Source organism: Paraburkholderia phenoliruptrix, from assembly GCF_902859825.1.
Lineage (GTDB): Bacteria > Pseudomonadota > Gammaproteobacteria > Burkholderiales > Burkholderiaceae > Paraburkholderia > Paraburkholderia phenoliruptrix.
On the sequence record NZ_CADIKB010000021.1, the window covers coordinates 53817 to 79570 of the forward strand.

25 protein-coding genes and 2 pseudogenes are annotated in these 25754 nt (G+C 64.1%); 9 read left to right on the forward strand and 18 right to left on the reverse strand.

Annotated elements, in window-relative coordinates:
• Window positions 1-178: 178 nt before the first annotated feature.
• A complete protein-coding gene (locus HV711_RS20115; protein ID WP_013587462.1) occupies window positions 179-520 on the forward strand; it encodes a c-type cytochrome in 342 nt (113 codons plus the stop codon).
• A gap of 83 nt (window positions 521-603) precedes the next feature.
• Here HV711_RS20115 and HV711_RS20120 read toward each other — a convergent pair.
• The 3 genes and pseudogenes from HV711_RS20120 to HV711_RS20130 form a co-directional block, all read right to left on the reverse strand.
• Window positions 604-1363: pseudogene (locus tag HV711_RS20120) on the reverse strand (DUF2486 family protein).
• Between the two features lie 101 nt (window positions 1364-1464).
• Window positions 1465-1881: a DNA polymerase III subunit chi gene (locus HV711_RS20125; protein ID WP_028360381.1), complete on the reverse strand. Its 417-nt coding sequence runs from the start codon at window positions 1879-1881 to the stop codon at window positions 1465-1467.
• A gap of 70 nt (window positions 1882-1951) precedes the next feature.
• Window positions 1952-3493, reverse strand: coding sequence for a leucyl aminopeptidase (locus tag HV711_RS20130; RefSeq protein WP_035482870.1), 1542 nt, complete (start codon window positions 3491-3493; stop codon window positions 1952-1954).
• A 137-nt stretch (window positions 3494-3630) separates the two neighbouring features.
• On the opposite strand from HV711_RS20130, the gene lptF reads away from it, so the two are divergent.
• Genes lptF through HV711_RS20145 form a run of 3 tightly spaced genes read left to right on the forward strand, consistent with a single transcriptional unit; the run spans window position 3631 to window position 6272 of the window.
• Complete coding sequence (gene lptF, locus HV711_RS20135; protein ID WP_013587458.1) at window positions 3631-4728, forward strand: LPS export ABC transporter permease LptF; 1098 nt, start codon at window positions 3631-3633, stop codon at window positions 4726-4728.
• Window positions 4729-4731: 3 nt separating this feature from the next.
• A complete protein-coding gene (gene lptG, locus HV711_RS20140) occupies window positions 4732-5880 on the forward strand; it encodes an LPS export ABC transporter permease LptG (RefSeq protein WP_013587457.1) in 1149 nt (382 codons plus the stop codon).
• 11 nt (window positions 5881-5891) lie between these two features.
• Complete coding sequence (locus HV711_RS20145; protein WP_035482871.1) at window positions 5892-6272, forward strand: sirohydrochlorin chelatase; 381 nt, start codon at window positions 5892-5894, stop codon at window positions 6270-6272.
• Between the two features lie 5 nt (window positions 6273-6277).
• Here the strand turns inward: HV711_RS20145 and cobA are convergent, their stop codons facing one another.
• The 6 genes from cobA to HV711_RS20175 form a co-directional block, all read right to left on the reverse strand.
• On the reverse strand, window positions 6278-7042 hold the full coding sequence (gene cobA / locus HV711_RS20150) for a uroporphyrinogen-III C-methyltransferase (protein ID WP_035482872.1): 765 nt from the start codon (window positions 7040-7042) through the stop codon (window positions 6278-6280).
• 79 nt (window positions 7043-7121) lie between these two features.
• A complete protein-coding gene (locus tag HV711_RS20155; protein ID WP_013587448.1) occupies window positions 7122-8438 on the reverse strand; it encodes a sulfate adenylyltransferase subunit 1 in 1317 nt (438 codons plus the stop codon).
• Between the two features lie 27 nt (window positions 8439-8465).
• Window positions 8466-9428, reverse strand: coding sequence for a sulfate adenylyltransferase subunit CysD (gene cysD / locus HV711_RS20160; RefSeq protein ID WP_013587447.1), 963 nt, complete (start codon window positions 9426-9428; stop codon window positions 8466-8468).
• A gap of 134 nt (window positions 9429-9562) precedes the next feature.
• The gene (locus HV711_RS20165; RefSeq protein WP_035482873.1) at window positions 9563-10315 is read right to left on the reverse strand and encodes a phosphoadenylyl-sulfate reductase; all 753 of its coding nucleotides are present in this window, start codon (window positions 10313-10315) and stop codon (window positions 9563-9565) included.
• Window positions 10312-10866: a DUF934 domain-containing protein gene (locus HV711_RS20170; RefSeq protein ID WP_035482874.1), complete on the reverse strand. Its 555-nt coding sequence runs from the start codon at window positions 10864-10866 to the stop codon at window positions 10312-10314. The genes HV711_RS20165 and HV711_RS20170 overlap by 4 nt, the downstream gene beginning before the upstream one ends.
• Before the next feature lie 22 nt (window positions 10867-10888).
• The gene (locus HV711_RS20175; protein ID WP_035482876.1) at window positions 10889-12568 is read right to left on the reverse strand and encodes a nitrite/sulfite reductase; all 1680 of its coding nucleotides are present in this window, start codon (window positions 12566-12568) and stop codon (window positions 10889-10891) included.
• A 220-nt stretch (window positions 12569-12788) separates the two neighbouring features.
• On the opposite strand from HV711_RS20175, the gene HV711_RS20180 reads away from it, so the two are divergent.
• The 3 genes from HV711_RS20180 (at window position 12789) to HV711_RS20190 (ending at window position 15317) form a co-directional block, all read left to right on the forward strand.
• Window positions 12789-13730, forward strand: a complete 942-nt coding sequence (locus tag HV711_RS20180; protein WP_013587443.1) for a CysB family HTH-type transcriptional regulator — start codon at window positions 12789-12791, stop codon at window positions 13728-13730.
• A 49-nt stretch (window positions 13731-13779) separates the two neighbouring features.
• Window positions 13780-14940, forward strand: a complete 1161-nt coding sequence (locus HV711_RS20185) for an ABC transporter substrate-binding protein (protein ID WP_013587442.1) — start codon at window positions 13780-13782, stop codon at window positions 14938-14940.
• Window positions 14941-15056: 116 nt separating this feature from the next.
• Entirely contained in the window at window positions 15057-15317 is a 261-nt protein-coding gene (locus HV711_RS20190; protein ID WP_028360374.1) for a hypothetical protein, read from the forward strand.
• Window positions 15318-15322: 5 nt separating this feature from the next.
• Here the strand turns inward: HV711_RS20190 and HV711_RS20195 are convergent, their stop codons facing one another.
• From HV711_RS20195 to HV711_RS20220, 6 genes are all read right to left on the reverse strand, one after another.
• A complete protein-coding gene (locus HV711_RS20195; RefSeq protein ID WP_035482878.1) occupies window positions 15323-16471 on the reverse strand; it encodes a Gfo/Idh/MocA family protein in 1149 nt (382 codons plus the stop codon).
• A 36-nt stretch (window positions 16472-16507) separates the two neighbouring features.
• Window positions 16508-17557: a sugar phosphate isomerase/epimerase family protein gene (locus HV711_RS20200; protein ID WP_035482879.1), complete on the reverse strand. Its 1050-nt coding sequence runs from the start codon at window positions 17555-17557 to the stop codon at window positions 16508-16510.
• Window positions 17558-17598: 41 nt separating this feature from the next.
• Entirely contained in the window at window positions 17599-18561 is a 963-nt protein-coding gene (locus HV711_RS20205; RefSeq protein ID WP_028360371.1) for a substrate-binding domain-containing protein, read from the reverse strand.
• 66 nt (window positions 18562-18627) lie between these two features.
• Window positions 18628-19641, reverse strand: a complete 1014-nt coding sequence (locus tag HV711_RS20210) for an ABC transporter permease (RefSeq protein ID WP_013587437.1) — start codon at window positions 19639-19641, stop codon at window positions 18628-18630.
• Window positions 19622-21109 (reverse strand): sugar ABC transporter ATP-binding protein, encoded by a 1488-nt coding sequence (locus HV711_RS20215; RefSeq protein WP_035482880.1) that lies wholly within the window; start codon window positions 21107-21109, stop codon window positions 19622-19624. The genes HV711_RS20210 and HV711_RS20215 overlap by 20 nt, the downstream gene beginning before the upstream one ends.
• Window positions 21110-21112: 3 nt before the next feature.
• Window positions 21113-22111: a LacI family DNA-binding transcriptional regulator gene (locus HV711_RS20220; protein ID WP_244142711.1), complete on the reverse strand. Its 999-nt coding sequence runs from the start codon at window positions 22109-22111 to the stop codon at window positions 21113-21115.
• 454 nt (window positions 22112-22565) lie between these two features.
• Here HV711_RS20220 and HV711_RS20225 point away from each other — a divergent pair, with 454 nt between their 5' ends.
• Together HV711_RS20225 and HV711_RS20230 are read left to right on the forward strand one after the other, a co-directional pair.
• On the forward strand, window positions 22566-23219 hold the full coding sequence (locus HV711_RS20225) for a protein-L-isoaspartate O-methyltransferase family protein (protein WP_013587434.1): 654 nt from the start codon (window positions 22566-22568) through the stop codon (window positions 23217-23219).
• Between the two features lie 59 nt (window positions 23220-23278).
• Window positions 23279-23602: a rhodanese-like domain-containing protein gene (locus tag HV711_RS20230; protein ID WP_006048574.1), complete on the forward strand. Its 324-nt coding sequence runs from the start codon at window positions 23279-23281 to the stop codon at window positions 23600-23602.
• Between the two features lie 110 nt (window positions 23603-23712).
• On the opposite strand, the gene HV711_RS33965 is transcribed toward HV711_RS20230, so the two are convergent.
• The 3 genes and pseudogenes from HV711_RS33965 to HV711_RS20240 form a co-directional block, all read right to left on the reverse strand.
• The gene (locus tag HV711_RS33965; protein ID WP_367648580.1) at window positions 23713-23979 is read right to left on the reverse strand and encodes an alpha/beta fold hydrolase; all 267 of its coding nucleotides are present in this window, start codon (window positions 23977-23979) and stop codon (window positions 23713-23715) included.
• Window positions 23980-23992: 13 nt separating this feature from the next.
• Window positions 23993-24547, reverse strand: a pseudogene (locus tag HV711_RS20235) (alpha/beta fold hydrolase); the annotation flags it as partial.
• A gap of 245 nt (window positions 24548-24792) precedes the next feature.
• The gene (locus tag HV711_RS20240) at window positions 24793-25710 is read right to left on the reverse strand and encodes a LysR family transcriptional regulator (protein WP_035481174.1); all 918 of its coding nucleotides are present in this window, start codon (window positions 25708-25710) and stop codon (window positions 24793-24795) included.
• Window positions 25711-25754: the final 44 nt, after the last annotated feature.

Consider the following 25754-nt stretch of genomic DNA (forward strand, 5'->3'; position numbering starts at 1 on the left):
GCTCCGCGAAGGCGGCGGCATGGCGCGGCGGTCTGATGGAGCATTCTCAAGCAGCGGCCTGCACAGATCCCGCCGCCATGCCTACGTAAAAGCGAAAGGGCGCACGAAAAACCGTGCGCCCCTTTCCTTTTATAATGCTCGCACCACAAGTCGGGCAACTGCACCGGCGGAGACCAGAATGAAATCAATGTCGTATGCGGTGCTTGCAGCGGCTGCGGTGTCCGCCGCCCTTTCCATCGGCGTCAGCGCGACGGCGCATGCGGAAGCGGCGACCGGGCTCGCGCTTGCACAACAGCAGAACTGCATGAGCTGCCACTCGGTAGCGCGCCCATTCATGGGACCGGCGCTGCACGACGTCGCCGCAAAATACTCGGGCCGCGAGGACGCCGCCACCTACCTGAAGCACAAGATTCTTGACGGCAGCACCGGCGTGTGGGGCCAGGTGCCGATGCCCGCCAACACGCAGCTCACGCCCGAGCAGGCCGCCACGCTGGCAAGCTGGGTGTTGACGTTGAAGTAGCCGGGCTTGCGCCGCGCGGATGCGTCTGGGCGCGCGTGAACTATGCTGTCCAAAGCAGCCAGGTTGCAATCAATACGCGAGCATCACGCGCCAGAGGTTCGCCGCACCATCTCCGCTTCAACCGCTTCGCGTACCCAGCCGGTCATTTCTTTTTCCAGCGTCGACACGACTTCGCGCGTGATCTGATCGACGAGCCGCGTGGTGTGCTCCTCGACGGTGCTGCGGCAGCGCGCTTCGACGATAGTGAGTCCGTCGCCCGCGAGGAAACCCGCAAACCGTTCGCGTAGACGTCCGGCGATGAGCTCCGCGTCGACGCCGCGAGGCAGCTGCTCGCCGCCTTCCTGCGCGATGTCCGGCGGGACCGTGGCGCCGGCTTCCAGCGGCGGCGGCGGCTCGGTCCGGTCGAACACCCCCGCCGATGCCGCGAGCACCTCGTCATGCGCGTGCTCGGCTTCCTCTGCGCGGTGGGCGTCGTCGGAATGGATTGTAGGCCGCGCGGGAACCGCAGCGGGCTCCGGCGCGAGCACGGGCTCGGGAGCCAGCGTGTCTTCCGGCGACAGCACCGGCTGCGGCGCGAGCTCGGGCTCCGCTTGCAAACCGGGCTCACGAAGCTCCTCGGATGCGCGCAGCGGCATGTCAGCCGGACGAGCAGCGGTAGCGGAGGCCGGAGCGGCCGAAGTCGACGCCGGAGCGCCGGCGGGTGAGACCGGAGCAGCAGGAGTCGTGGCCGATGGGACGGAAGTCGCGGCCGGCGAAGTGGCCGGCGCAGCGCCGCTGTGCCGCGTGACCCGGCACGAGCACTTCTTGCAGAATGGGGATCGAGTTATCGTTGGGGTCGGACACGTGCGCCCTCCGTGTTTGAGTCGTAGCAATAGCGGGCCGCGTGTGCGTCGAGCGCCTCGTCAGACCGCAACGCGAAGCACAACGCGAGGTAGGACGAAAGCCTAGCCGCCCTGCTTGTAGTTGTTCAAAGCATAGCCGCGATCGCGATAGAAACGGTAGCGCTCGCGGCCGGCGATGAGCTCGTCATGTGCGTTACCGACCACTTCGAGCAATCTTTCGAAGCGCGCGAATTGCGCGGGCACACTTGCGCCCAGATTGAGCAGCACCTGGTGATGCGGAACGTCGTCGAGATTCGCAGCGAGCACGATCGGCGTGTGTGCAGCGAGCGGCGTGCCCGCCATGCAGTGCGGCACGAAGTCGAGCGCCGAAAAGGTCCACAACTGCTCGTCGAACGCGCGCAGCCGCTCCGGCTCCGCGACGACGATGGTGGGCTGCCCCGCCTGGTATGCCTTGCGCGCGAGGCGGCACGCATACAGCAGCGAGTCGCCGACGTTCGAGTGGAAATCGATTCGAGTCATCGGCGGCTCCGCTTTGCGCTTGTTGCCGATACGGCAAACATTCCGGCGCGCGCGATCTTACTGCAATGCGTCATGGGGCAAGGCGGCCGTCCGCGGCGCGACCGTCCGCGGCCCGGTCGATCAGAAACTGCACGAGCAAGGGCACCGGACGACCCGTCGCCCCCTTCGCCGCGCCGCTCTTCCAGGCCGTACCGGCGATGTCGAGGTGCGCCCACGGATACGCGTCGGTGAAGCGCGACAGGAAGCACGCGGCCGTTACGCTGCCCGCCGGACGCCCGCCGATATTGGCGATGTCCGCGAAGTTGGACTTGAGCTGCTCCTGGTACTCGTCGTCGAGCGGCAGGCGCCACGCCGGGTCCGACGCCTCGCGCGACGCATCGAGCAGCTCGCCCGCAAGCGCGTCGTCCTTCGAGAACAGACCGCTGTTGTGATGGCCGAGCGCGATGATGCAGGCGCCTGTGAGCGTGGCAATGTCGATCACCGCGGCCGGCTTGAAGCGCTCGGCGTACGTGAGCGCGTCGCACAGAATCAGGCGGCCTTCGGCGTCGGTGTTGAGGACTTCGATCGTCAGCCCCTTCATGCTGGTGACGATGTCGCCCGGCTTGGTCGCCGTGCCCGAGGGCATGTTCTCGACAGCCGGAATGATGCCGACCACGTTGATCTTCAAGCCCATTTCGGCGACTGCGCGCAGTGTGCCCAGCACCGAGCCGGCGCCGCACATGTCGTACTTCATTTCATCCATGGCATCGCCCGGCTTGAGCGAAATGCCGCCCGTGTCGAACGTCACGCCCTTGCCCACCAGTACCACCGGCGCGGCCTTCGCGGCGCCGCCCAGGTACTGCAGCACGATGAACTGCGCGGGCTCGACCGCTCCGGCCGTGACCGACAGGAAGGAGCCCATCTTCAGCGCTTCGCACTGCTTTTCGCCGAGCACCTCGACCTTCAGCTTCCAGTCTTTCGCGAGCTTTTTCGCGGTGTTCGCGAGATAGGTGGGCGTGCACACGTTGCTCGGCAGATTGCCGAGGTCGCGCGTCAGATCCATGCCGTTGGCGAGCGCGGCGCCCTGCTTCGCGGCGAGCTTGGCGGCCTTCTCGTCGCCGGTGTTCACGCTGAAGACAATGCGTTTCAACGCCCGCGCCGAGTTGTCCGGCTTGCTCTTCATTTGCGTAAACTTGTAGGTCAGTTCGCGCAACGCGAGGATCGCGGCGCGCACGCCCCAGTCGGCCGACCGCTCGAGGATGGGCAGTTGCGCCAGCGTGAAGGTGACCTGCACGATCCGGGTGGCGAGAAGCGCACGCCATGCTGCGCGCACCGCTTCGCCGTAGGCTTTCTGAGTGAAAGCGTCCTGTTTGCCGAGGCCGACGAGCAGCACGCGCGATGCGCCGATACCCGAGACTTCATGCAGGAACAGCGTGGTACCGGCCTTGCCGTCCATGTCGCCCGCCTTGATGATGCGGGTCAGGAGCCCCTTGGTGGCCGCGTCGATCTCAAGTGCCGCGCCCGAGAGCGTTTGCGACTCGAACACGCCGATTACGATGCAATCCGATTTTCCGGTGAGGAAACCGTTTGTCGAGCCTTTGGTCCAATCACAGGCTTTTATGCTAAAGTCCATCGCGCTTGTCCTCGGATAAAATCTGGGCTTAGGATGAAAGCCGCAATTATCCGCTATTTTTCCCGCGGCGGCTGCACCGGAGGCGTGACGGAAAGCAACCCGCGCGTCGCTGAGAGCGCCCCCTCTCATCATCAATAATGATCTTCGAACGCTCCCTCCAGCGCGAACTCGCGTATACGGCTGGTGCCGTGTTCATGGTTCTGCTCACGCTCGTGCTGACCACGATGATGATCCGCATCGTCGGCTTCGCGGCGCAAGGCGAGATCGACCCGCGCGACGTGCTGGTCCTGATCGGCCTCACTGTGATCGGCTATCTCGCCATCATGCTCGTCGCCACGCTGTTCGTGTCGATCCTGTTCGTGCTGACGCGCTGGTATAAAGACTCCGAGATGGTCGTGTGGCTGTCCTCGGGCGTGAGTCTCACGCAATTCATCAAGCCGATCGGCATGTTCGCCACGCCGATCGTGATTCTCATCATGTTCTTTGTGTTCGTCGGCTGGCCGTGGTCCAATCAGCAAAGCAAGCTGATTCGCGCGCGTTTCCAGCAGCGCGACGAGGTTTCGCTGCTCGCGCCCGGCCAGTTCCGCGAATCCGCGAGCACGCATCGCGTGTTTTTCATCGAGAAGATGTCACCCGACCAGGGGCACGTGGAAAACGTATTCGTGACGAGCACGGAAAACGGCAAGGTCAACGTGGTCGTCTCGAAGAACGGCCACACGGAGACGCACAAGAACGGCGACCGCTTCGTCGTGCTGGAAAACGGCCGCCGTTATGAAGGCGAACCGGGCCATCCGGATTTCCGCATCATGGAGTTCGAGCGTTACGGCGTGAAAATCGAAAGTCAGCCGGTCGTCAATACGCCCACTACCACGGGCACGCCCACACTGACGCTGCTGCGCAATCCGACGAACGAAAATCTCGCCGAATTCGCCTGGCGCGCGGGGCTGCCGCTCATCGCCATCAACCTGATGCTGCTGGCCATTCCGCTTGCGCACCAGAACCCGCGGCGCAGCCGCACCATCAATCTCGTGATGGCGGTGCTGATCTATCTGACGTATTCGAACCTGCTGAACGTGGTGCAGTCGTGGATCGAGCAAGGGAAGATGTCGTTCGGCGTCGGGCTCGTCATTCTGCATGTGATCGTGGCAGGCATTGTCGCGTTCATTTTCTGGCTGCGCGTGCGCAACCGGCCGCTCTTCACGCGCGCCATGTTCAGCCGTACGCAGGGAGCGTGACCAATGCGCATCTATGAAAGGTACTTTGCGCGTCAGGTCTACCTCACGTTCATTTTCATTCTGTTCGCGTTCTCGGGTCTGTTTTTCTTCTTCGACCTGATCAACGAACTGAACTCGGTCGGCCACGGCAACTACAAATTCCAGTACGCGGTTCTACGCGTCGCGCTGCAAACGCCGTCGCGCTTCTACGAGATCATTCCCGTCGCCGCGTTGATCAGTGCGATTTACGTGTTCGCGCAAATGGCCGCGAATTCGGAGTACACGATTTTCCGCGTGTCGGGACTCGCCACCAATCAGGCGCTGCGCTCGCTGCTGAAAATCGGCATTCCGCTGGTATTTCTCACCTATCTGATCGGCGAAGTGATCGGCCCGTACACCGATCAGTTGTCGGAGCGCGTACGGCTCGAGGCGCTGGGATCGTCGGTGTCGAGCAACTTCCAGTCGGGCGTGTGGGTGAAGGACACGCTGACCGCGCGCGCGGACGGCGAGCAGGTCACGCGCTTTGTCAACGTCGGCGAACTGAGGCCGGACGCGACCATCAGCAACGTCCGGATCTACGAGTTCGATTCCAAATTCCGGCTCTCGAACGTGCGCATCGCGAAGAGCGGCGTTTATCAGCCGCCCGGTCATTGGCAATTGACAGGCGTGACGGACACGCAATTGATCGACGTACCGCCGCCTTCCGGCACGCCCGCCGACGCGCTGAATCCGGTGTATCGCGCGAAGCAGGTTGTGCTGCCTGAATATTCACTGCGCTCGGAATTGACGCCGCAGATTCTGTCGGTGCTGCTGGTGTCGCCGGATCGCATGTCGATGTTCAACCTGTTCCGCTACATCCAGCATTTGACCGAGAACCATCAGGACACGCAGCGCTATGAAATCGCGCTATGGCGCAAGCTGCTGTACCCGTTTGCGGTGTTCGTGATGCTGGTGCTCTCGCTGCCCTTTGCGTATCTGCATACGCGAGCCGGCGTTGTCGGCATGAAGGTGTTCGGCGGGATCATGCTCGGCATGAGCTTCCAGTTGTTCAACACGTTGTTCTCGCATATCGGCACGCTGAACACGTGGCCCGCGCCCTTGACGGCGGCGACGCCGGGGCTGGTTTATCTGGTGCTCGGCCTCGTCGGGCTAAAGTGGGTTGATCGCCATTAGGAGCCTTCGCGATGGCAACGCATGGATTGATCCTGTTTGGTCACGGCGCACGCGATGTGCGCTGGCGTGAGCCGTTCGAGCGGCTGGCCACGAAGCTGCGCGCAGCGCGCGGCTCGGGCGGCGACGACGGGCTTGTCCGTCTGGCTTTTCTTGAGCTGATGGAGCCGGACTTGCCCACCGCGGTAAGCCAGCTCGCGGCCGACGGCTGCGATGTCATTACCGTCGTGCCCGTGTTTTTTGGGCAAGGCGGGCATATCAGGAAGGACTTGCCCGATTTGATCGAGCGGTGCCGGCAGACGCTGCCTGCGGTGGAGATTCGCTGCGCCGGGGCGGTCGGCGAGGATGAGGCTGTGCTTGATGCTGTCGTGGGGTATTGTTTGCGGCAGGGTTGAGTTTTTTAAGCCGCCACCAACACCCCACCCACGGCAGACCTCACCACGTCCTTCGCCCCTTCCCGCTCCGCAAAAGCCTCGCCGATCATCAGCAAACTAGGCTGCGAAGCGTCCACCCACCGCTGCGCTTCGCCAGCAGCGAGTGCTTCCAGCGTCAACGTCAACATCCGCTCGCGTTCGGTGCTGCAAGCCTCGACAATCGCGACAGGCGTCGCTCGAGGCTTGCCGGCGTCAATCAGTTGCTGGGCAATCTCCACCCCGCTGTCACGGCCCATGTAAAACACGAGCGAATCGGCATTCACCTGCTCGCGGATTTCGTCGGAGCCGGGGGCGCGGCTGAACGTCGCCAAAGCTACGCTGCGCGACACGCCGCGCAACGTCAAAGAACGCTTCAGCGAGGCCGCGCTGGCGAGCGCGGCCGTAATGCCAGGCACCACCTCATAAGGGATGCCCGCCGCCTCCAACGCGCGCATTTCCTCGTCGGCCCGGCCAAACAGCATGGGATCGCCGCCCTTCAGGCGCACCACGACCTCGTGTTCGAGCGCGGCGTCGACGATCTGCTTGTTGATGAACTGCTGCGCCGCGGACAGCTGCCCGCAGCGCTTGCCCACCGCAATGCGCCGCGCGTGCGCCGGCGCGTAGTCGAGCATGGCCGGCTCGACGAGCGCGTCATGCAGAACGACGTCGGCGCTCGCGAGAAGCCGCGCGCCGCGCACCGTGATCAGGTCGGCGGCGCCGGGTCCCGCGCCGATCAGATATACCTTGCCCATTAGCTCAAGCCTGTTGTTCAGTGCGCTCGCCCCGCGCGCAATAACCGGGCAGCGCGACAGCGCCGCCCGCTCGCCGCGCTTACGCGGAAAACGCGCGGATCATGCCGGCTGCGACCGTGTGATGCGTCGCCTCGTCGATCAGCACGAATGCGCCCGTGCCTTGATGCGAGTCGTACACGTCGCACACCAGCGGCTTTTGCAGCGTCAGCGCCACACGGCCGATGTCGTTCATCGACAGTTCGTGGCGTTCGGTGGAGTGCGACAGCGTATGCACGTCGAGCACTTCCTTAACCGAACCGATGCGCGCGAACACGGTGTTCGTGGTCTGCTTCAGCAGATATTTGCGCTGCGTGGAGAGCGGCGTGTCGTCGAACCAGCACAGGTCGGCTTCGAGCTTCTTCGCCGGTTCCGGCGCCGCTTCGCGCAACACGAACGTATCGCCCCGCGACACGTCGACGTCTTCCGCGAGACGGATCGTCACCGTCTGACCGGCGAACGCGCGGTCGACCGCCGCCGTGCCGCCCACCACCGGCGCAATGATCTCCGCCACCGTGGCTTCACGGTTGGCCGGCAGCACGACGATCGTGTCGCCCACCTTCACTTCGCCCGATTCGACGCGGCCCATGTAGCCGCGGAAATCGTCGGCCTGGCTGCCGTCCTGGCGCGCAACCCACTGCACCGGAAAGCGCAGCGCCTCACCCGTCGCCACTTCGACAGGCAGCGCTTCGAGCAGATCAAGCAGCGGCTCGCCCGCGTACCACGGCATGCGCTCGCTCGCGGTCACGATGTTGTCGCCCTTCAGCGCCGACACCGGCACGAAGCGCACGTCGGACAGACCGAGCTGTCGCGCGAGTTCGACATACGCGTCGCGGATTTCGTTGAAACGCGTCTCGCTGTAATCAACCAGATCCATTTTGTTGATCGCGACGATCGCATGCTGCAAGCCGAGCAGCTTGACGATCGCGCTGTGACGCTTGGTCTGCGGCAACAGTTGCGCGACGCCGTCGACGAACGTCACGCGCGTCGCGTCGACGAGAATGATCGCCGCATGCGCGGTCGACGCGCCCGTCACCATGTTGCGCGTGTACTGCTCGTGGCCCGGCGTATCGGCGATGATGAACTTGCGTTTGGCGGTGGCGAAATAGCGATACGCGACGTCGATCGTAATGCCCTGCTCGCGTTCGGCTTCAAGACCGTCCGTCAACAGCGCGAGGTCGATTTCGTCGCCGACGGTGCGCTTGTTCTTCGCGCGCGACAACGCGGACAACTGGTCGGACAACACAGCCTTGCTGTCGTACAGCAGACGGCCGATCAACGTGCTCTTGCCGTCGTCGACGCTGCCCGCGGTGATGAAGCGAAGCACGCCGAGGTCTTCAGGTTGGTGAATGCTGCTCATGATGTTCGTGTTCCTCGTTCGGCGTGCTTAGAAATAACCTTGCTTCTTGCGCTGTTCCATCGCGGCTTCGGAGACCTGATCGTCCATCCGCGTCGCGCCCCGCTCCGTGATTTCCGTCACGGCCGTTTCGGCGATGATCTTCTCGAGGTCGTCCGCATCGCTTTCCACCGGGCACGTGCAGCTGATGTCGCCCACCGTGCGGAAACGCACCACAGCCGTTTCGCTGACCTCGCCTTCACGCATCGGCGTAAGCGGCGTGACCGGCACGAGCAGGCCGTTGCGGCGCACGATCTCGCGGCGGTGCGCGTAGTAAATGGATGGCAGTTCGAGTTTTTCGCGCGCGATGTATTGCCACACGTCGAGCTCGGTCCAGTTCGAAATCGGGAACACACGCAGATGTTCGCCGTTATGCAGACGCGCGTTGTACAGACTCCACAGTTCCGGGCGCTGCGCTTTCGGGTCCCATTGGCCGAACTCGTCGCGGAACGAGAAAATGCGTTCTTTTGCACGGGCCTTTTCTTCGTCGCGGCGCGCGCCGCCGATCAGCGCGGTAAAGCCGTGCTGTTCGATGGTTTCGAGCAGCGTCACCGCTTGCGCTGCATTGCGCGAATCCGTTTCGCGACGCAGACGCACCGTGCCGCGCTTGATCGAATCTTCAACGTGGCCGACCACCAGCTCGGCGCCGATCTCTTTCGCGCGACGGTCGCGGAAGTCGATCACTTCGTCGTAGTTGTGGCCCGTGTCGATATGCACGAGCGGGAACGGCAGCACGGTCTTGCGATTTGCGCCGATGCCGAACGCCTTCATGGCAAGCGCGAGCACGACGACCGAATCCTTGCCGCCCGAAAACAGCAGCGCGGGCTTGCTGCATTCGGCGACCAGTTCGCGCAGGATATGAATCGACTCGGCTTCGAGCCAATCGAGGTGATCCATCCGGTTCGCCGTATTGGCAAGCGGAGCGTTGACAGTGGAATCGAGCGTGGTGCTCATGTTTGGGTCCTTCGTTGATTCGCTTGTCGAGCGGTTGCTCGCGAAAGCTCAGAGATTCAGTTCGGTATGTGCGGCGCGAAGACGCAAAGGCAAGTCTTCAATCTTCTACCAACGCCGCACAACTCAGCCATGCGTCAAGCCGGAGCGTTCTCGCTGCGGTCCACCGCAATCGGCGTAATGGTCGTGATGTGCAGGCCGCATTCCTTCGTATCGCGCGACTCCCACCACCAGCGGCCCGCGCGGCTGTCTTCGCCGGGGCGCACCGCACGCGTGCAGGGCTCGCAGCCAATGCTCGGATAACCGCGCGCGTGCAGCGGATTTACCGGGACGTCGAACGCCTTCAGGTAGTCCCACACTTCCGCTTCCGTCCAGTCCGTGAGCGGATTGAACTTCGCGATGTTGCGCGCGGCGTCGTGCTCTTCCTCGTGCAGTTCAGCACGCGTCACCGACTGCTCGCGACGCTGGCCCGTCACCCACGCGCTGACATCCGACAGCGCACGATTGAGCGGCTCCACCTTGCGGATTTCGCAGCAGCGCTTGCGCAGATCGACGCTTTCATAGAATGCATTCAGGCCATACGAGGCGACATATTCGTCGACCGCGGCAGCCTGCGGGTGAAACTGCTCGATCTCGTAGCCATAGCGCTCTTTCACGCGATCGAGCATGCCAAGCGTTTCGGCATGCAGGCGGCCCGTGTTCAACGAAAAGATGCCGATCTTCACGCCGCGCGAGAGAATGGCGTGCGTGAGCAGCATGTCTTCGGCGGCGAGGCTGCTCGCGAGCTTCACGTTCGCGTGGCGCGCGGCGATCGAATCGAGCAGCGCGTTCAGGCGCTCGACCTTCGCAGCGAGCTCCGGCGTGAGCGACGGCGTCAAAGCGGCGCTCATGCGGGGACCTTTGCGGAAGCAGACGACGCCGATAGCGCAGCGCGGCGGCGAAAGAGCGGCGACGGTTCGTCGAATGCGCCCTGGTATTGCACCGTGAAGTCGTCGAATGCCTTGATTGCGTCGGCGATGTCCTTGTCCTCGCGCACGGCGAACGCGTCGAAGCCGCAGCGGAACATCAGGCGCACCTGGTCGCGCAGCACGTCGCCGATTGCGCGCAGTTCGCCCTTGTAGCCATAGCGCTCGCGCAGCAAGCGGCCGATGCTGTAGCCGCGGCCGTCGCGAAACACCGGAAAGTCCACGGCGATCAGCGCGACCTTGTCGAGGTCGCCCGCAATGTCAGCCGGTTCGCTGTCCGGCGCGAGCCACACGCCCAGTTCGTCGGCGCCGCGCGAGGCGACGAGCGCGTCGCGCGCGGCTTGCCAGAACGCGAGCGGCACCAGCACCTTGCCGGCCGGCAGTTCGTTCACGGCGGGCAGCGAGCCGTCTTCCGACGGACGCACCAGTGTCCAGTCGTCGTTGACGATCGCGCGATTCTTGATGATAGAAGCCATCTGTTGTGTTTCCTTTGCGCGCTTACGCGTGAGCCGGTTGACGCGATGCGTACACGCGTTCCTTGAACGGTGCGATACCGATGCGGTTGTACGTATCGATAAAACGCTCGCCTTCTTCGCGGTTTTCCACGAACGTGTCGATCACCTTCGTCATCACGTCCGGCATTTCTTCCGCCGAGAACGACGGGCCGATCACGCGGCCAAGGCGCGCGCCGTCCGCGCCCGAGCCCTGCTCGCCGCCGAGCGTCACCTGATACCACTCGGAGCCGTCCTTATCGACGCCCAGAATGCCGATGTTGCCGACGTGGTGATGACCGCACGCGTTGATGCAGCCGGAGATGTTCAGCGACACGTCGCCGAGGTCGTACACGTAGTCCAGATCGTTGAAGCGCTGCTGGATGGCGAGCGCAATCGGAATCGACTTCGCATTGGCGAGCGAGCAGAAATCGCCGCCCGGGCACGCAATGATGTCGGTCAGCAAACCGATGTTCGGCGTCGCAAAGCCTTGCGTCTTCGCCTTTTCCCACAGCGCGAACAGGTCGCGCTTCTTCACGTTCGCGAGAATCAGGTTCTGTTCGTGCGACACGCGAATCTCGCCGAACGAGTACTCGTCGGCCCAATCCGCGACGGCTTCCATTTGCGCGTCCGTGGCGTCGCCGGGCGCGACAACGCCGTTCTTCAGCGACAGCGTGACCGCCGCGTAGCCCGACACCTTATGCGGACGCACGTTGCGCTCGACCCAGCGCGCGAACGCGCGGTTTTCCAGCAGATGCTTTTCGAACGAAGCGTCCGTGTCGGCGAGCTTCTCGTACGCCGGCGGCTGGAAGTATTGCGACACGCGATCCAGTTCGGCTTGCGTGAGCGTCGAAGGACCGTCCTTCAGGTGCTGCCATTCTTCTTCGACCTGGGCGGCGAACTTCTCCGGCGACAGCGCCTTCACGAGAATCTTGATACGCGCCTTGTACATGTTGTCGCGGCGACCGTAGCGGTTGTACACACGCAGCACGGCTTCGCTGTAAGTCAGCAGGTGTTGCCACGGCAGATCGCGGCGAATCACGGCGCCGACGATCGGCGTGCGGCCCAGACCGCCGCCCGCCAGAATGTCGACCACCAGCTCGCCCTGCGCGTTGCGCTTCACGTACACGCCCATGTCGTGAATCTGCACGGCGGCACGGTCTTCATGCGAACCGGACACGGCGATCTTGAACTTGCGCGGCAGCCACAGGAATTCAGGGTGGAACGTCGACCATTGACGCAGAATTTCCGCCCACGGCCGCGGATCGACGAATTCGTCGGGCGCGACGCCCGCGAACTGATCGGCGGTGATGTTGCGGATGCAATTGCCCGACGTCTGAATGGCATGCATCTGCACCGACGCGAGCTTGCGCAGAATCTCCGGCGTTTCCTCGAGCTTAATCCAGTTGTACTGGATGTTCGAGCGCGTGGAGAAATGGCCGTAGCCGCGGTCGTGCTCGCGCGCGATGGTGGCGAGCATGCGCAGTTGGTCGCTGCGCAGGTTGCCGTAGGGAATCGCGATGCGGTGCATGTACGCATGGCGCTGGTAGTACAGGCCGTTCTGCAGACGCAGCGGACGGAACTCCTCTTCGCTCAATTCGCCCGACAAGCGGCGGCGAACCTGATCGGCGTACTGCGCGACCCGTTCATCGACGATGGTCTGGTCGTACTGATCGTATTGGTACATTCGGGGACCCCAATTTTTTTGCGTTACCCACAGCGGTCCGGTTCCGCCGCGCTCTGAACGTCCGTGTTTGTCAGCCACTTCGAGTCAGGGTTTAGACCTATCTCTCATTTGCTTATAACAAATACAGATATCCATATTGAAAAAGATGGACAGATCGTAATAAACTCGCCTTATATTTCAAACGACTAAAAAATTCTTTTGATATGCGGAGAGGTTATATATGAACCTGCACCAGTTCCGCTTCGTCCGCGAGGCTGTGCGGCAGAACTTCAATCTGACGGAAGCGGCCAAGGCGCTGTATACAAGCCAGCCGGGCGTGTCGAAGGCGATCATCGAGCTCGAGGACGAGCTGGGCGTCGAAATCTTCACGCGGCACGGCAAGCGAGTGCGTTCGCTGACCGAACCGGGCCGGATCATTCTGCAGTCGGTCGAGCGGATCTTGCAGGAAGTGGAGAGCCTGAAGCGCGTCGGCAAGGACTACGCCGCGCAGGACCAGGGCAACCTCGTGATCGCCGCCACCCACACGCAGGCGCGCTATTCGCTGCCGGCCGCCATCGCCGAATTCAAGAAGCGCTTTCCCAAGGTCCACCTTTCAATTCTGCAAGGCAGCCCGACGCAGGTCGCCGAGATGGTGCTGCACGACCAGGCCGACGTCGCTATCGCGACGGAGGCGATTTCCAACTATAAGGAACTGGTGTCCCTGCCGTGCTTCCAGTGGCATCACGTCGCGGTGATGCAGCCGGATCATCCGCTGCTCGACCGCAAGCTGCTCTCGCTGGACGACCTGACCCAGTATCCGCTGATCACTTACGACAACGCCTTCGCCGGCCGCAGCAAGATCAACGAGGCGTTCCGGCTGCGCGGGCTGCACCCGGACATCGTACTGGAGGCGATCGACGCCGACGTGATCAAAACCTATGTTGAACTGGGCTTGGGCGTCGGCATCATGGCGGATATCGCGTTTAACGGCGAGCGCGACCGCCATTTGCGCGCGATGCCGGTCGGCCACCTGTTCGGCAGCAACGTGACGCGCGTCGCGCTCAAACAGGGCGCGTATCTGCGCAGCTATGTGTACACGCTGGTGGAGCTGCTCTCGCCGGGCCTGAACCGCAAGCTGATCGAGCAGGCACTCAAGGGCGAACACGAAACCTACGAACTTTGATTCACCGCTTACCACGCGCTTTGCATTTCCCGCTACGGAGACCCACACGATGACGTCGCATAAGAACAGACTTCGCGGCCTGGCCGCTCTCGGCGCGCTATGGCTCGCCACCGCCGCGCACGCCGACATCAAGGTCGGCATCGACCTGTCGAGCACCGGCCCGGCGGCCGTGATCGGCATTACCAGCAAGAACGCGATGCTGATGTGGCCGGCCACCATCGCCGGCCAGAAAGCGGACTACATTTTCCTCGACGACGGTTCCGACCCGGGCGCCGCCGTGCGCAACATCCGCAAGCTGATCAACGAGGACCACGTCGACGTGATCGTCGGTCCGAACATCACGCCGGCCGCCATGGCCGCGCTTGACCCCGTCGCCGAAAGCCAGACGCCGATGATCACGCTGATCGGCTCGGCGAGCGTCGTGGAACCGCAGGAAGGCAAGAAAGTCTGGGCCTACAAGATGGCGCAGACTGACAGCGCGATGGCCGACGTAATGACGCGCTACATGTCGAACCACAACGTGAAGACGGTGGGCTTCATCGGTTTCGCGGACGGCTACGGCGAAAGCTGGTTGAATGAGTTCAGCAAGTTCGCGGCGCTGCGCCACATCCAGCTGGTTGCGACCGAGCGCTATAACCGCACCGACGCGAGCGTTACCGGGCAGATTCTCAAGCTGATGGCCGCGAAACCGGACGCGATCCTGATTGCAGGCGCGGGCACGCCGACGGTGCTGCCGCAACGCACGTTAATCGAGCGCGGCTATAAGGGGCCGATCTATCAGACGCACGGCATCGCAACGCCCGAGTTCATCAAGCTGGGCGGCAAGGATGTGGAGGGCACGCTGTTTCCGACGCAGCCTGTCGTCGTCGCGCGCACGCTGCCGGCCGATCATCCCGCGAAGAAGGCAGCCCTCGCCTTCACGAACGAGTACGAAGCGAAGTACGGTCCGGGCAGCGTGACGCAATTCGCGGGCGATGCCGCCGGCGTCTACCCGCGCCTGCAGGACGCCGTGACGCGCGCGCTGAAAACGGCGCAACCCGGCACGCCGGCTTTCCGCGTCGCATTGCGCAACGAACTCGAACACGCGCATGAACTGGTCGTGCCGAACGGCGTCGTCAATACGAGCGCGAAGGACCACGTCGGGCTGGATCAGCGCGCGAGCGTGATGGGCATCATCCGCAACGGCAAGTTTGTGTATCTCAGTCAGTAAGCCGGCGGATGCGTCGAGCGCGCGCTGCGCGCTACTCGACGCGACCGCCGCCGTCGCGGCGGCGGTCTGTGCGAATTGCTAAAGTAGTTGCTTTAACCTATCAGCAGCCCAACATCATGCGCACCACGCGAGCCATCCACGCTGTCGAGCGGCTGAAAACGCGCAGCGGCAATCCGCAGTTCGCTGCGATCAGCCTCTCCGGCGGCCTCTTTTACCTCGTCGACAAATCGGGCGGCGCGGACAAGAAGGTGTCCGATCCGCTCGCGCTCGACGAGTTCGTCAAGTTCGTCGACGCGTACGGTCCGCAAAAGCCGCGCAAGGCGAGCAAGCTCGATGTGGCGTTCGAAGCGCAGATCAGAAAAAGCAAAGGAAGCTAGAACGCTTACGGCGCGATCTCGCGCCACTGGCCATTGGCCGCGCTGCTCGCGAGCACGGCGTCGATAAAGCGCAAGCCCGCCACGCCGTCGTCCACGGTGGTCAGCAGCAGACTTTCGGCAGGAAGCGCGCGGCCCTCGTTGAGCGCCTCGATCTGCAACGCGGCGTCCCGATACAACTGCGCGAACGCCTCCAGATAACCTTCCGGATGACCCGCAGGCACACGCGTCGCGTGGGCGGCCGCGGCTCCGCTCACACGCGCGCGCGTCAAACGCTGCGCTGAGCCGCCAAGCGGCGTGAACCACAATTCGTTGGGCTCTTCCTGATCGAATGCGAGACCCGCCTTGGTTCCGTACACGCGCAGACGCAACGCGTTTTCCGCGCCGCTCGCCACCTGGCTTGCCCACAGCATGCCGCGCGCGCCGTTCGCGTAGCGCAGCATGGCCTGCACGTGATCGTCGATGCGCCGGCCCGGCACGAAGGTGTGCAACTCGGCCGAAAGCGCGACAGGCGTCATGCCGGTGACGAAAGCGGCGAGATGGTAGGCATGCGTGCCGATATCGCCGAGACAGCCCGCCGGTCCCGCTAACGCCGGGTCGGTGCGCCAGCCCGCCTGCTTGTTCAGGCCGCCGGTTTCGACCGGTTCGGCGAGCCAGTCTTGCGCGTATTCGACCTGCACGACGCGGATCTGGCCGAGTTCGCCCGCTTCTATCATTTCGCGCGCGTGCCGCACGAGCGGATAGCCGGAATAGGTATGCGTGAGCGCGAAAAGCCGGTTTTTTTCGCGCGCGAGTGTCGCGAGCGCCTCCCCTTCCGCCAGCGAGATGGCAAGCGGCTTATCGCACACCACGTGGATGCCGGCTTCGAGAAACGCAGTCGCGACCGGCGCGTGCAGATGGTTCGGCGTGACGATCGCGACGGCGTCGATGCCGTCATCGCGTGCCGCTTCCGCGCGCGCCATCTCGCGCCAGTCGTCATAGCTGCGCGCGATGCCCGCCTCGGCGGCGCTCTCGCGCGCGCGTTGCGGGTCGGAAGACAACGCGCCCGCCACGAGTTCGAAACGACCGTCGAGGCGCGCGGCGATCCTGTGCACCGCGCCGATAAAGGCGCCCTGCCCGCCGCCCACCATGCCGAGCCTCAGTTGTCTGTAGGCCATCGCGTTCTCTCCTTCCACTGATGTTCGCGCTTCGCTTCAGATGCCGAGCAGGCATTTCAGTTGCGCTGCATCGGCGCCGCTTTGCGCGAAGTCGTCGAATGCATGTTCGGCTACGCGGATGATGTGCTCGCGAATGAACTGCGCGCCCTCGCGCGCGCCGTCGTGCGGATGCTTGAGCGCGCATTCCCATTCGAGCACCGCCCAGCCGGGAAAATCGTATTGCGCCATCTTCGAAAAAATCGCGCCAAAGTCGATCTGCCCATCGCCGAGCGAGCGGAAGCGCCCCGCGCGTTCCACCCAGCCGCTATAGCCGCCGTACACGCCCTGCCTGCCGTTCGGCCGAAACTCCGCGTCCTTCACATGAAACGCCTTGATGCGCTCGTGATAGATGTCGATGAACGCGAGATAGTCGAGCTGCTGCAACACGAAATGGCTCGGGTCGTAAAGGATGTTCGCGCGCGGATGATCCTTCACAGCGGCGAGGAAACGCTCGAAGGTCACGCCGTCGTGCAGATCCTCGCCCGGATGCAGCTCGTAGCAGACGTTCACGCCGGCGGCGTCGAACGCGTCGAGAATCGGCGTCCAGCGGCGCGCGAGTTCGTCGAATGCGGCTTCGATCAAACCGGCCGGACGCTGCGGCCACGGGTACACATACGGCCACGCGAGCGCGCCCGAAAACGACACATGCGTGTCGAGCCCCAGACGCTGCGACGCTTTCGCCGCGTGCTTCATTTGCTCGACGGCCCACTGCGTGCGCGCCGCCGGATTGCCGCGCACGTGCGGCGCCGCGAAGCCGTCGAACAGGCTGTCATACGCGGGGTGGACGGCCACCAGTTGCCCTTGCAGATGCGTCGACAGCTCGGTGATCATCACGCCCGCGTTGTCCACGGTTTCGCGCAGCTCGTCGCAATACGCCTGACTCGACGCGGCCTTTTCCAGATCGATCAGGCGCGTATCGCACGGCACCTGAATGCCCTTGAAGCCGAGCCCCGCGGCCCAGTTGGCCAGATTGGCGAGATTGTCGAACGGCGCCTCGTCGCCCATGAACTGAGCGAGGAAAATCGCCGGGCCTTTGATGGTTCTCATCGTGTGGCTCCTTTAACGAGAGCGCGCGTTGCGACTCGTGCTCAGAACGGCGAGTCGGGGAAGTAGAAGTCCTTCGCGTTTTCCTTCGTGATCAGCACCGACGGAATGATTGTCGTCGCGGGCAATTTCTCGCCCTTCAGCCGCGCCTCGGCCGTCAGCTTGATCGCGTCGTAGATGAATTTCGGCGAGTACGACACGTCGGCCTTGATGAGCGGCGCGCCGTCCATCACGTTCTTGACCATGCCCTTCGAGCCCGCGCCGCCGAACACGATCTTGATGTCGTTGCGCCTGGCCTGGTCGATCGCCTTGAGCACGCCGACCGCCATGTCGTCGTCGGCAGCCCAGACGGCGTCGATGTGCTTGAAGCGCGTGAGGTAGTCCTGCATCACCTTGAACGCATCGTCGCGATTCCAGTTTGCGTACTTCGCGTCGAGAATCTTGATGTTCGGATAGCCTTTCAGCACACCGGTGAAAGCGGTCCAGCGTTCGTTGTCGAGCGTGGTCGGAATGCCACGCAGCGCGACGATGTCGCCCTTGCCGTCGAGCGCCTTCGCCAGATATTCGGCCGGAATTCTGCCGAACGCGGTGTTGTCGCCGGCCACATAGGCGTCCTGCGCGCTGGTGTCGGTGAGGCCGCGGTCCACCACCGTCACGTACACGCCTTTTTTCTTGACCTGCGCGACCGGCTGCGTCAAAGACGCCGATTCGAACGGGAAAATCACGAGCGCGTTGATCTTGTTCACGGTGACGAGATCCTGCAACTGGTTCGCCTGCTCCGGCGCGCCCGCTGCGGTCTTTACGATCACCTTGAGATTCGGATGCGCTTTCTCCAGATCCGCCTTTGCCTTGTTGGCCCACCAGACGATGCCGCCCGTAAAGCCGTGGTCGGCGGTTGGAATGGCGACGCCCAGCGTGACCTTGTCGTCGGCGCGCGCCGCGCCTGCGCTACCCAATATGCCCAACGCCAGCATGCCGGCGCCGATCGCTCGAATGACCTGCTTCATGGTTGCGTCTCCTATCTGCTGTTATGAGGCGCGCGGGCGCCCCTGCCGTTGTTTCACTGCGAATGGCTACCGCCGTCCGCGTTGCACGAACGCGACGAAAATAATCACGACGCCCTGCACCGCCGCGTTCAGATACACGCTGATGATGCTGGTGAGATTCAGAATATTGGCAATCACGGAAAGCAGAATGGCGCCAATGACCGTGCCGATCACGCGTCCCTCGCCGCCCTTGAGCGCCGTGCCGCCCACCACCACCGAGGCAATCGCCTCCAGCTCCCACAGCAAGCCCGTGGTCGGCGTCGCCGAGCCGAGACGCGGCACGTACAGCACGGTCGCCACGCCGACGCAAATGCCGAGCAGCACATAGGTGATGATCTTGACGGTATCCACGCGAATCGCCGCATAACGCGCGACCTGTTCGTTTGAGCCGATGGCCTGCACATGCCGGCCAAATGCCGTGCGATTGAGAATCAGCGCGCCGCCTGCCGCCGTCACGAGAAACACCCAGATCGGCACGGGCACGCCGAAGAGGCTCGCGTAATAGACCGGCCCATAAAGATCGGACAACGAATTATCGAGCGTCAGCGCGCCACCGTCGGCGAGCCATGTGAGCACCGCGCGAAAGATGCCGAGCGTTCCCAGCGTGACGATGAACGGCTCGATCCTTCCTTTGGTGATGAGCAGGCCATGCGCACAGCCGAACAGTCCGCCCAGCACGAGCGCGAACACAATGCCGAGGATCACGATCGCGAGCGGCGCGAACGTATGGCCGCCCACGCCCGCCGCGAGCCCGTTCATCAGCCAGATCATGCTGCCCGCGATCAACGCGGCCATCGAGCCGACAGAAAGATCGATGCCGCCCGAGATGATCACGAACGTCATGCCGACCGCGATGATGCCGATAAACGACGTGCGCGTGAGCACATTCATCATGTTGTCGAGCGTCGCGAAGTCGCGGTTCAGCAGCGTGCCGACGACGCACAGCGCAATCAGACCGGCGAACGGCCCAAGCGCATACAGACGCTGCGCAAAGCGCAACGCGCGGCCGGATTGCACGGCTTCAGTGGGTGCCGGTCGCATGGGCGATCAACTCCTCTTCGGTCAGGTGGTCGAGCGTGAGCGTGGCTTGCAGACGCCCCGCGCGCATCACGGCGACGCGATGGCACAAGCCGATCAGCTCGATCAGTTCGGATGAAATGACGATCACCGCGCGGCCTTGCGCGGCGAGGCGATGAATCAGGAAATAGATGTCGCGTTTGGCGCCGACATCCACGCCGCGTGTCGGTTCGTCGAGCACGATCACGTCGGGCTCGGGCTGCAGGAACTTGGCGAGCGCGAGCTTCTGCTGGTTGCCGCCGGAGAGCATGCGCGCGCGGCTCGCCAGGTCGCCGGTGCGAATGCCAAATTCGCTGACGGCGCGCTTTAACGCCTCGCGGCCCGCCTTCAGATCGAGGAGCGGATGCGTATAGCGCTCCAGCGTCATCAGCGTGAGGTTGTCCTGCAGGTTCAGATTCACGTGCAGGCCCTTGCCTTTGCGATCCTCGCTGAGATACGTGAGGCCGTGGCGCATCGCGTCGCGCGGGTTGTTCAGCTCGACCGGGCGGCCTGCGATCTCGATGCGCCCCGCCGTGCGCTTGCGCAATCCGATGATCGCTTCGAACGCTTCCGTGCGGCCCGCGCCGACAAGCCCCGCGAAGCCCAGCACTTCGCCGGCGCGCACGTCGAAGCTCAAACCGTCGACCCAGTCCGGCACCGTGAGCCCCTCCACCTTCAATGCAACGGGCGCGGTCGCGGGCACCGTGATCTTGTCGGGGAACATGTCCGAGACGTCGCGGCCGACCATCAGGTTCGCCATCTGTTGCCGCGCGAGCGCCGCAGTCTCATTGCGCGCGACGAAGCGGCCGTCGCGCATCACGATGACCTCGTCGGTGATGCGCTCCACTTCGTCGAGCTTGTGCGAGATGTAGACAATGGTGACGCCGTCCGCCTTCAGCTTTGCCATCAGCGCGAAGAGACGCTCGGTCTCGGACGGCGTGAGCGTTGCCGTGGGCTCGTCCATGATGAGCAGACGCGCACGGCGCGATAGCGCTTTGGCGATCTCCACCATCTGCTTTTCCGCGACGATCAGCTCGCGCACCTTCGTATCCGGCGCCTTGTCGAGCCCGACCTGTGCAAGATAGCGCGCGGCTTCGGCGCGCATCGCGGCGTCGTCGACGAACCAGCCGCGGCGCTTCTCGTGGCCGAGATACATGTTCTGCGCAATCGTCAGATGCTCGGCGAGATTGAACTCCTGGTGAATCAGCACGATGCCTTGCGACTCCGCCTCGCGCGAGCCGTTGAAATGCTGCGCGCGGCCATCCACGAGCACGGTGCCCGAGGTCGCGGTTTCATAGCCGGCGAGGATTTTCATCAGCGTCGACTTACCCGCGCCGTTCTCGCCGAGCAGACCGTAGATACGCCCGGGCGCGAGTTCGAAGCTCACGCCGTGCAGCACGCGCACGGGGCCGAAGTCCTTGCGGATGTCGTCGAAGCGGATCGCGAGGCTCATGATTCAGGTGCTCCCGCGAATCACGAGCCGATGCGGCAGCAGCACGCCCGGCACGCTCGCGAGCGGATTCGCGAGCCGTTGCAACAGCAGGCGCGCGGCGGTTTCGCCGAGCTCGCGCATCGGCTGCGCGATGGTGGTGAGCGGCGGATCGACTTGCGACGCGATCGAGATGTCGTCGAAGCCGACCACGGCGATGTCATCGGGCACGCGTTTGCCGATGCTGCGCAGGCCGTGCAGCACGCCGGTCGCGAGCGTGTCCGACACGGCGAAGATCGCGGTCGGCGCGGCGTTTTTCGGGTGCGACGGCTCCATCAGCACGGCGGCGGCCGAAGCGCCCGCCTCGTAGTCGAGACTGTTGAGGTTCATGCGCCAATCTTCGAGCGGCGTGATGCCCGCCTCGGTCAGCGCGTCGAGATAGCCTTGCTGCCGCTGCCGCGCGTACAGATAGTCGATGTCGGAATTGATGAGCGCGATGCGCCGGTGACCGCGCGCGAGCAGATGCCGCACCGCGTCGCCGGCAGCCCGGTAGTTGTCGATGCCGACGTAGGGCACGCCCATCGACGGCTCGAACTCGCAGCAGGCGACCCACGGCAGCGCGCTGGACGCTTCGCCGAGCGCCTGCTGGATCGTCGCCGGGTCGAGACAGATGGCGCCGTCCGCGCGGCGGCGACGCAGCAGGTCAAAGTAGCTGCGCTCGCGGCCGGCGTCCGCGCCGGTGTCGCACAACAGCATGAAGTAGCCGTGCTGGCGCGCCACACTGTCGATGCCGCGCACGATCTCCGCGTAAAACGGATTGCCGAAGTCGGGCACCATGGTCAGCAGCAGGCGGCTTTCCGCCGTGCGCAAGTTGCGCGCGAGTTCGTTGACGCGGTAGCCGCTTGCGTCGATGGCCGCCAGCACCTTGTCGCGCGTCGCGGGCCGGACATTCTCGTGGGCGTTCAGGACGCGCGACACCGTGGCGACCGAAACGCCGGCTTGCCGCGCAACGCCGGCAATCGACAGGCCTTCGGCGGCGGGCCGGGCAGGTCCGGCCGGCTCGGACGAGCGCGACTGCGCGTGCGGCTGGCGACGCGGTCCAGCCCGCCACTCCGGCTGCGGCTCGGAGTGCAGTTCGGGCTGCACGTCGGGCCGCACGTCGGGCTCCGCTCGGCTCCCGGCCACCGAGGCAGGCTTCGCTTTTGACGTCGGTTTGGACACGCAATCGGCTTCCGCAAATGTAATCGATTACATTTTTTGGCGAAGACGCGCCGAACTGCAAGGCCGGATTGCTAGGGATAAACACGGGGGCAAGACGAACCGGAGCCGGCACGGCCAGGCGCCCGCCCAAGCCCGGAACCCGGGCGCCATTTGGTACAATCCCGCAGTTACCCTGCGCGGGCGCGCCGCCGGCTCCATGCCCGCCCCCCGCGCAGCGGAAAAATCGCCACACTCGCCAAACCAGAACCGCAAATCCACCATGAACATCGAGCAAGCGCGTTTCAACATGATCGAACAGCAGATCCGCCCCTGGGAAGTGCTCGACCAGGACGTGCTGAATCTGCTGTCGATCGTCAAGCGTGAGAACTTCGTCCCCGCCGCGTACCGCGAACTGGCTTTCGCCGACTTCGAAGTGCCGCTGCCGGCCGGCCAGCACATGCTGGCGCCGCGCGTCGAGGCGCGCGTGCTGCAGGAACTGGCGGTGAAGAAGCACGAAAGCGTGCTCGAAATCGGCGCCGGCTCGGGTTATATGGCGGCGTTGCTCGCGCATCGCGCGCAACATGTGCTGACGGTAGACATCGAACCGGAACTGGCGGAACTGGCCAAGACCAACCTCATCGCCAACGGCGTGCTCAACGTGGAAGTCGCCACCGGCGACGCCGCGCGCGGCTGGGCCGCCGCCGCACCGTATGACGTGATCTGCGTGTCGGGCGGCCTGCCCGTGCTGCCGCAGGACATTCTGGAGCATCTGAAAATCGGCGGCCGGCTGGCTGCGTTCGTCGGCACGGCGCCGGTCATGAAGGCGCAGATCATCACGCGCATCGACGAAAAGCAGTACCGCATTGCCGACGTGTTCGAAACGTATGTCGAGCCGCTCGTCAACGCCGTGCAGCCGCCGCGCTTCAAGTTCTGATCCGCCTGTTTTTCATGGACGGCGCGCGCCGCGCCGTCCTTCGAACGGAAGTCCCGCTGATGCAAAACCTCACCGCTCCCGCTCTCGCCGAATGGCTCGCCGACACGTCGCGCCCCGCTCCTGTGCTGCTCGACGTGCGCGAACCGTGGGAAATCCAGACCGCCGCCATGCCCGGCATCGTGTCGATTCCCATGCGTGAAATTCCGGCACGCAGCGAAGAACTGGACGATGACGCGCAGATCGTCTGCATCTGCCATCACGGCGCGCGCAGCGCCCAGGTCGCGATGTTCCTCGAGTCGCGCGGCCACGCGAACGTGTTCAATCTGCAAGGCGGCATTGACGCGTGGTCGCGTCAGGTCGATCCGTCGGTGCCGACGTACTGATTATTCCGCCGCGCTGAAGCCGCGCCGGCACGCGTTTTCTTGCGCCGAGCGGCGGCTTCTTCACCGGGTCGAAATAGCGCCCCAGCGACGCCGGGGCGCGGAGGCGCGCTTTACCCTCGCACGAACGCCAGAAGATCCGCGTTGAGCACGTCGGCATTCACCGTCAGCATGCCGTGCGAGAAGCCCGGATACGTCTTCAGCGTGCCGTTCTTCAACAGCTCGATCGACTTGTGCGCGGAGTCCGCGATCGGCACGATCTGATCGTCTTCGCCGTGCAGCACCAGCGTCGGCACCGAAATCGCGCGCAGGTCTTCGGTCTGATCCGTTTCCGAGAAGGCTTTGATGCCGTCGTAATGCGCTTTCGCGCTGCCCATCATGCCCTGACGCCACCAGTTGTGGATCACGCCCTGGTGCACCGTCGCGCCCGGCCGGTTGAAGCCGTAGAACGGACCCGCCGGAACGTCGACGAAAAACTGCGCGCGATTGTCGGCGCGCCTTGCGAAAGCCGTCGAAAACCTCAAGCGGCAGGCCCTCCGGATTTGCCTCGGTCTTGAGCATCAGCGGCGGCACGGCGCTCACCAGCACGGCCTTCGCGACACGGCCGGCGGGCTCGCCGTGCTTCGCCACATAACGCGCCACCTCGCCGCCGCCCGTGGAATGGCCGATATGCACGGCATTGCGCAGATCGAGCGCCTCGGCGACCGCAAACGCATCCGCGGCGTAGTGGTCCATGTCGTGTCCGTCCGACACTTGCGACGAGCGGCCGTGGCCGCGCCGGTCATGCGCAATCACGCGATAACCGTTCTGCACGAAGAAGAGCATCTGCGCATCCCAGTCGTCGGAAGACAAGGGCCAGCCGTGATGGAAGACGACAGGCTGCGCGTCCTTCGGGCCCCAGTCCTTGTAGAAAATCTCGACGTTGTCCTTCGTTGCGACGTACGGCATGGTCGTTTCTCCTGTTTCAGGTTGTCGGGCGATAGCCGGCTACATGATCCGGCGCCAATGTGACGAAAGCCAGCACGATTCGCGCTGACTGTCGGGCCAACTCCAATACGAACCGCGCGGTACACGGTGGAGGGAGAATACGGACGCGCCCCGCGTTATGGAAGAGCGGCGGTTGAGAACGATTGTTGCGCTTTTTCGACCAATCGTTGATTCGGCCCCACGGACACACGAGCATCCGGCTGCGGCTATTGCGCCGCAAGCCACGTGGGTGCGCTCAGGTGTGCGGCAAGAAAGTCCGCCAGCGCCGCGACCTTTGCGGGCCGCGCTCTTGCCGATGGCGTGACGAAATAGAGCCCGCCTCGCGTCAGATGCCAACCGCTCAGAATCGCCTCCAGCCGTCCGTCAGCCAGATATTCGCTCGCCATGAAGTCGGGCAACTCGGCGATCGCAAGCCCGGCGAGCAGCGTCGGCAGCAGCGCGTCCGCGTTGTTGACCCGCAAAGGGCCGGCCGGCGTGACGGCCTCTTCTTCGCCCGCATCGTTGGTAAAGCGCCAGACGTCGCTGCGCGCGCGGTACGCGTAGGAGAGGCACGGCCTCGCGGCAAGCTCGCGAGGATGAAGAGGCCGGCCGCAGCGTTGCAGATAGCCGGGCGTCGCCACCAGAAGCTGCGAGACGGCACACAGGCGCCGCGCCACCAGCGACGAATCGGGCAGCGCGGCAATGCGCAGCGCAGCGTCGAAGCCTTGCGCGACGAGATCGACGGTTGCATCCGACAGGTGCAGATCGATCGACACCTCCGGATAGCGGCGCAAGAAGTCCGGCAAGAGCGGCGCCACCCAACGCACGCCGAACGACATCGGCACCGCGAGACGAATCAGCCCTCGCGGCTCTGCCGACATTTCGCGCGCGGCATTTTCGGCGTCTTCGGCGAGCCGGTACACGTCGCCGGCCTTCTCGCAGACCGTACGGCCGAACTCGGTCAACGCGAGCTGGCGCGACGTGCGGTTGAACAGCCTCGCGCCAAGACGCTCCTCGAGCCGCGCCACGGCCCGCGAGACGGTGGGCACCGAGACCCCCATCGCACGCGCCGCGGCCGCGAACGAGCCCTCCTCGGCCACCTTCGCGAACATGGCGAGCCCTTCGAAGTCGGGAAGCTTGGTCATTTCATTTTTGCAACGATGGTTTTCTATCGATTCTATTTCGAAAC

Excerpts from the sequence above, each read along its gene's own strand:
- HV711_RS20115 (WP_013587462.1), top strand. The coding sequence starts at position 179 with ATGAAATCAATGTCGTATGCGGTGCTTGCAGCGGCTGCGGTGTCCGCC.
- HV711_RS20125 (WP_028360381.1), bottom strand. The coding sequence starts at position 1,881 with ATGACTCGAATCGATTTCCACTCGAACGTCGGCGACTCGCTGCTGTAT.
- HV711_RS20130 (WP_035482870.1), bottom strand. The coding sequence starts at position 3,493 with ATGGACTTTAGCATAAAAGCCTGTGATTGGACCAAAGGCTCGACAAAC.
- lptF (WP_013587458.1), top strand. The coding sequence starts at position 3,631 with ATGATCTTCGAACGCTCCCTCCAGCGCGAACTCGCGTATACGGCTGGT.
- lptG (WP_013587457.1), top strand. The coding sequence starts at position 4,732 with ATGCGCATCTATGAAAGGTACTTTGCGCGTCAGGTCTACCTCACGTTC.
- HV711_RS20145 (WP_035482871.1), top strand. The coding sequence starts at position 5,892 with ATGGCAACGCATGGATTGATCCTGTTTGGTCACGGCGCACGCGATGTG.
- cobA (WP_035482872.1), bottom strand. The coding sequence starts at position 7,042 with ATGGGCAAGGTATATCTGATCGGCGCGGGACCCGGCGCCGCCGACCTG.
- HV711_RS20155 (WP_013587448.1), bottom strand. The coding sequence starts at position 8,438 with ATGAGCAGCATTCACCAACCTGAAGACCTCGGCGTGCTTCGCTTCATC.
- cysD (WP_013587447.1), bottom strand. The coding sequence starts at position 9,428 with ATGAGCACCACGCTCGATTCCACTGTCAACGCTCCGCTTGCCAATACG.
- HV711_RS20165 (WP_035482873.1), bottom strand. The coding sequence starts at position 10,315 with ATGAGCGCCGCTTTGACGCCGTCGCTCACGCCGGAGCTCGCTGCGAAG.
- HV711_RS20170 (WP_035482874.1), bottom strand. The coding sequence starts at position 10,866 with ATGGCTTCTATCATCAAGAATCGCGCGATCGTCAACGACGACTGGACA.
- HV711_RS20175 (WP_035482876.1), bottom strand. The coding sequence starts at position 12,568 with ATGTACCAATACGATCAGTACGACCAGACCATCGTCGATGAACGGGTC.
- HV711_RS20180 (WP_013587443.1), top strand. The coding sequence starts at position 12,789 with ATGAACCTGCACCAGTTCCGCTTCGTCCGCGAGGCTGTGCGGCAGAAC.
- HV711_RS20185 (WP_013587442.1), top strand. The coding sequence starts at position 13,780 with ATGACGTCGCATAAGAACAGACTTCGCGGCCTGGCCGCTCTCGGCGCG.
- HV711_RS20190 (WP_028360374.1), top strand. The coding sequence starts at position 15,057 with ATGCGCACCACGCGAGCCATCCACGCTGTCGAGCGGCTGAAAACGCGC.
- HV711_RS20195 (WP_035482878.1), bottom strand. The coding sequence starts at position 16,471 with ATGGCCTACAGACAACTGAGGCTCGGCATGGTGGGCGGCGGGCAGGGC.
- HV711_RS20200 (WP_035482879.1), bottom strand. The coding sequence starts at position 17,557 with ATGAGAACCATCAAAGGCCCGGCGATTTTCCTCGCTCAGTTCATGGGC.
- HV711_RS20205 (WP_028360371.1), bottom strand. The coding sequence starts at position 18,561 with ATGAAGCAGGTCATTCGAGCGATCGGCGCCGGCATGCTGGCGTTGGGC.
- HV711_RS20210 (WP_013587437.1), bottom strand. The coding sequence starts at position 19,641 with ATGCGACCGGCACCCACTGAAGCCGTGCAATCCGGCCGCGCGTTGCGC.
- HV711_RS20215 (WP_035482880.1), bottom strand. The coding sequence starts at position 21,109 with ATGAGCCTCGCGATCCGCTTCGACGACATCCGCAAGGACTTCGGCCCC.
- HV711_RS20225 (WP_013587434.1), top strand. The coding sequence starts at position 22,566 with ATGAACATCGAGCAAGCGCGTTTCAACATGATCGAACAGCAGATCCGC.
- HV711_RS20230 (WP_006048574.1), top strand. The coding sequence starts at position 23,279 with ATGCAAAACCTCACCGCTCCCGCTCTCGCCGAATGGCTCGCCGACACG.
- HV711_RS33965 (WP_367648580.1), bottom strand. The coding sequence starts at position 23,979 with ATGATGGGCAGCGCGAAAGCGCATTACGACGGCATCAAAGCCTTCTCG.
- HV711_RS20240 (WP_035481174.1), bottom strand. The coding sequence starts at position 25,710 with ATGACCAAGCTTCCCGACTTCGAAGGGCTCGCCATGTTCGCGAAGGTG.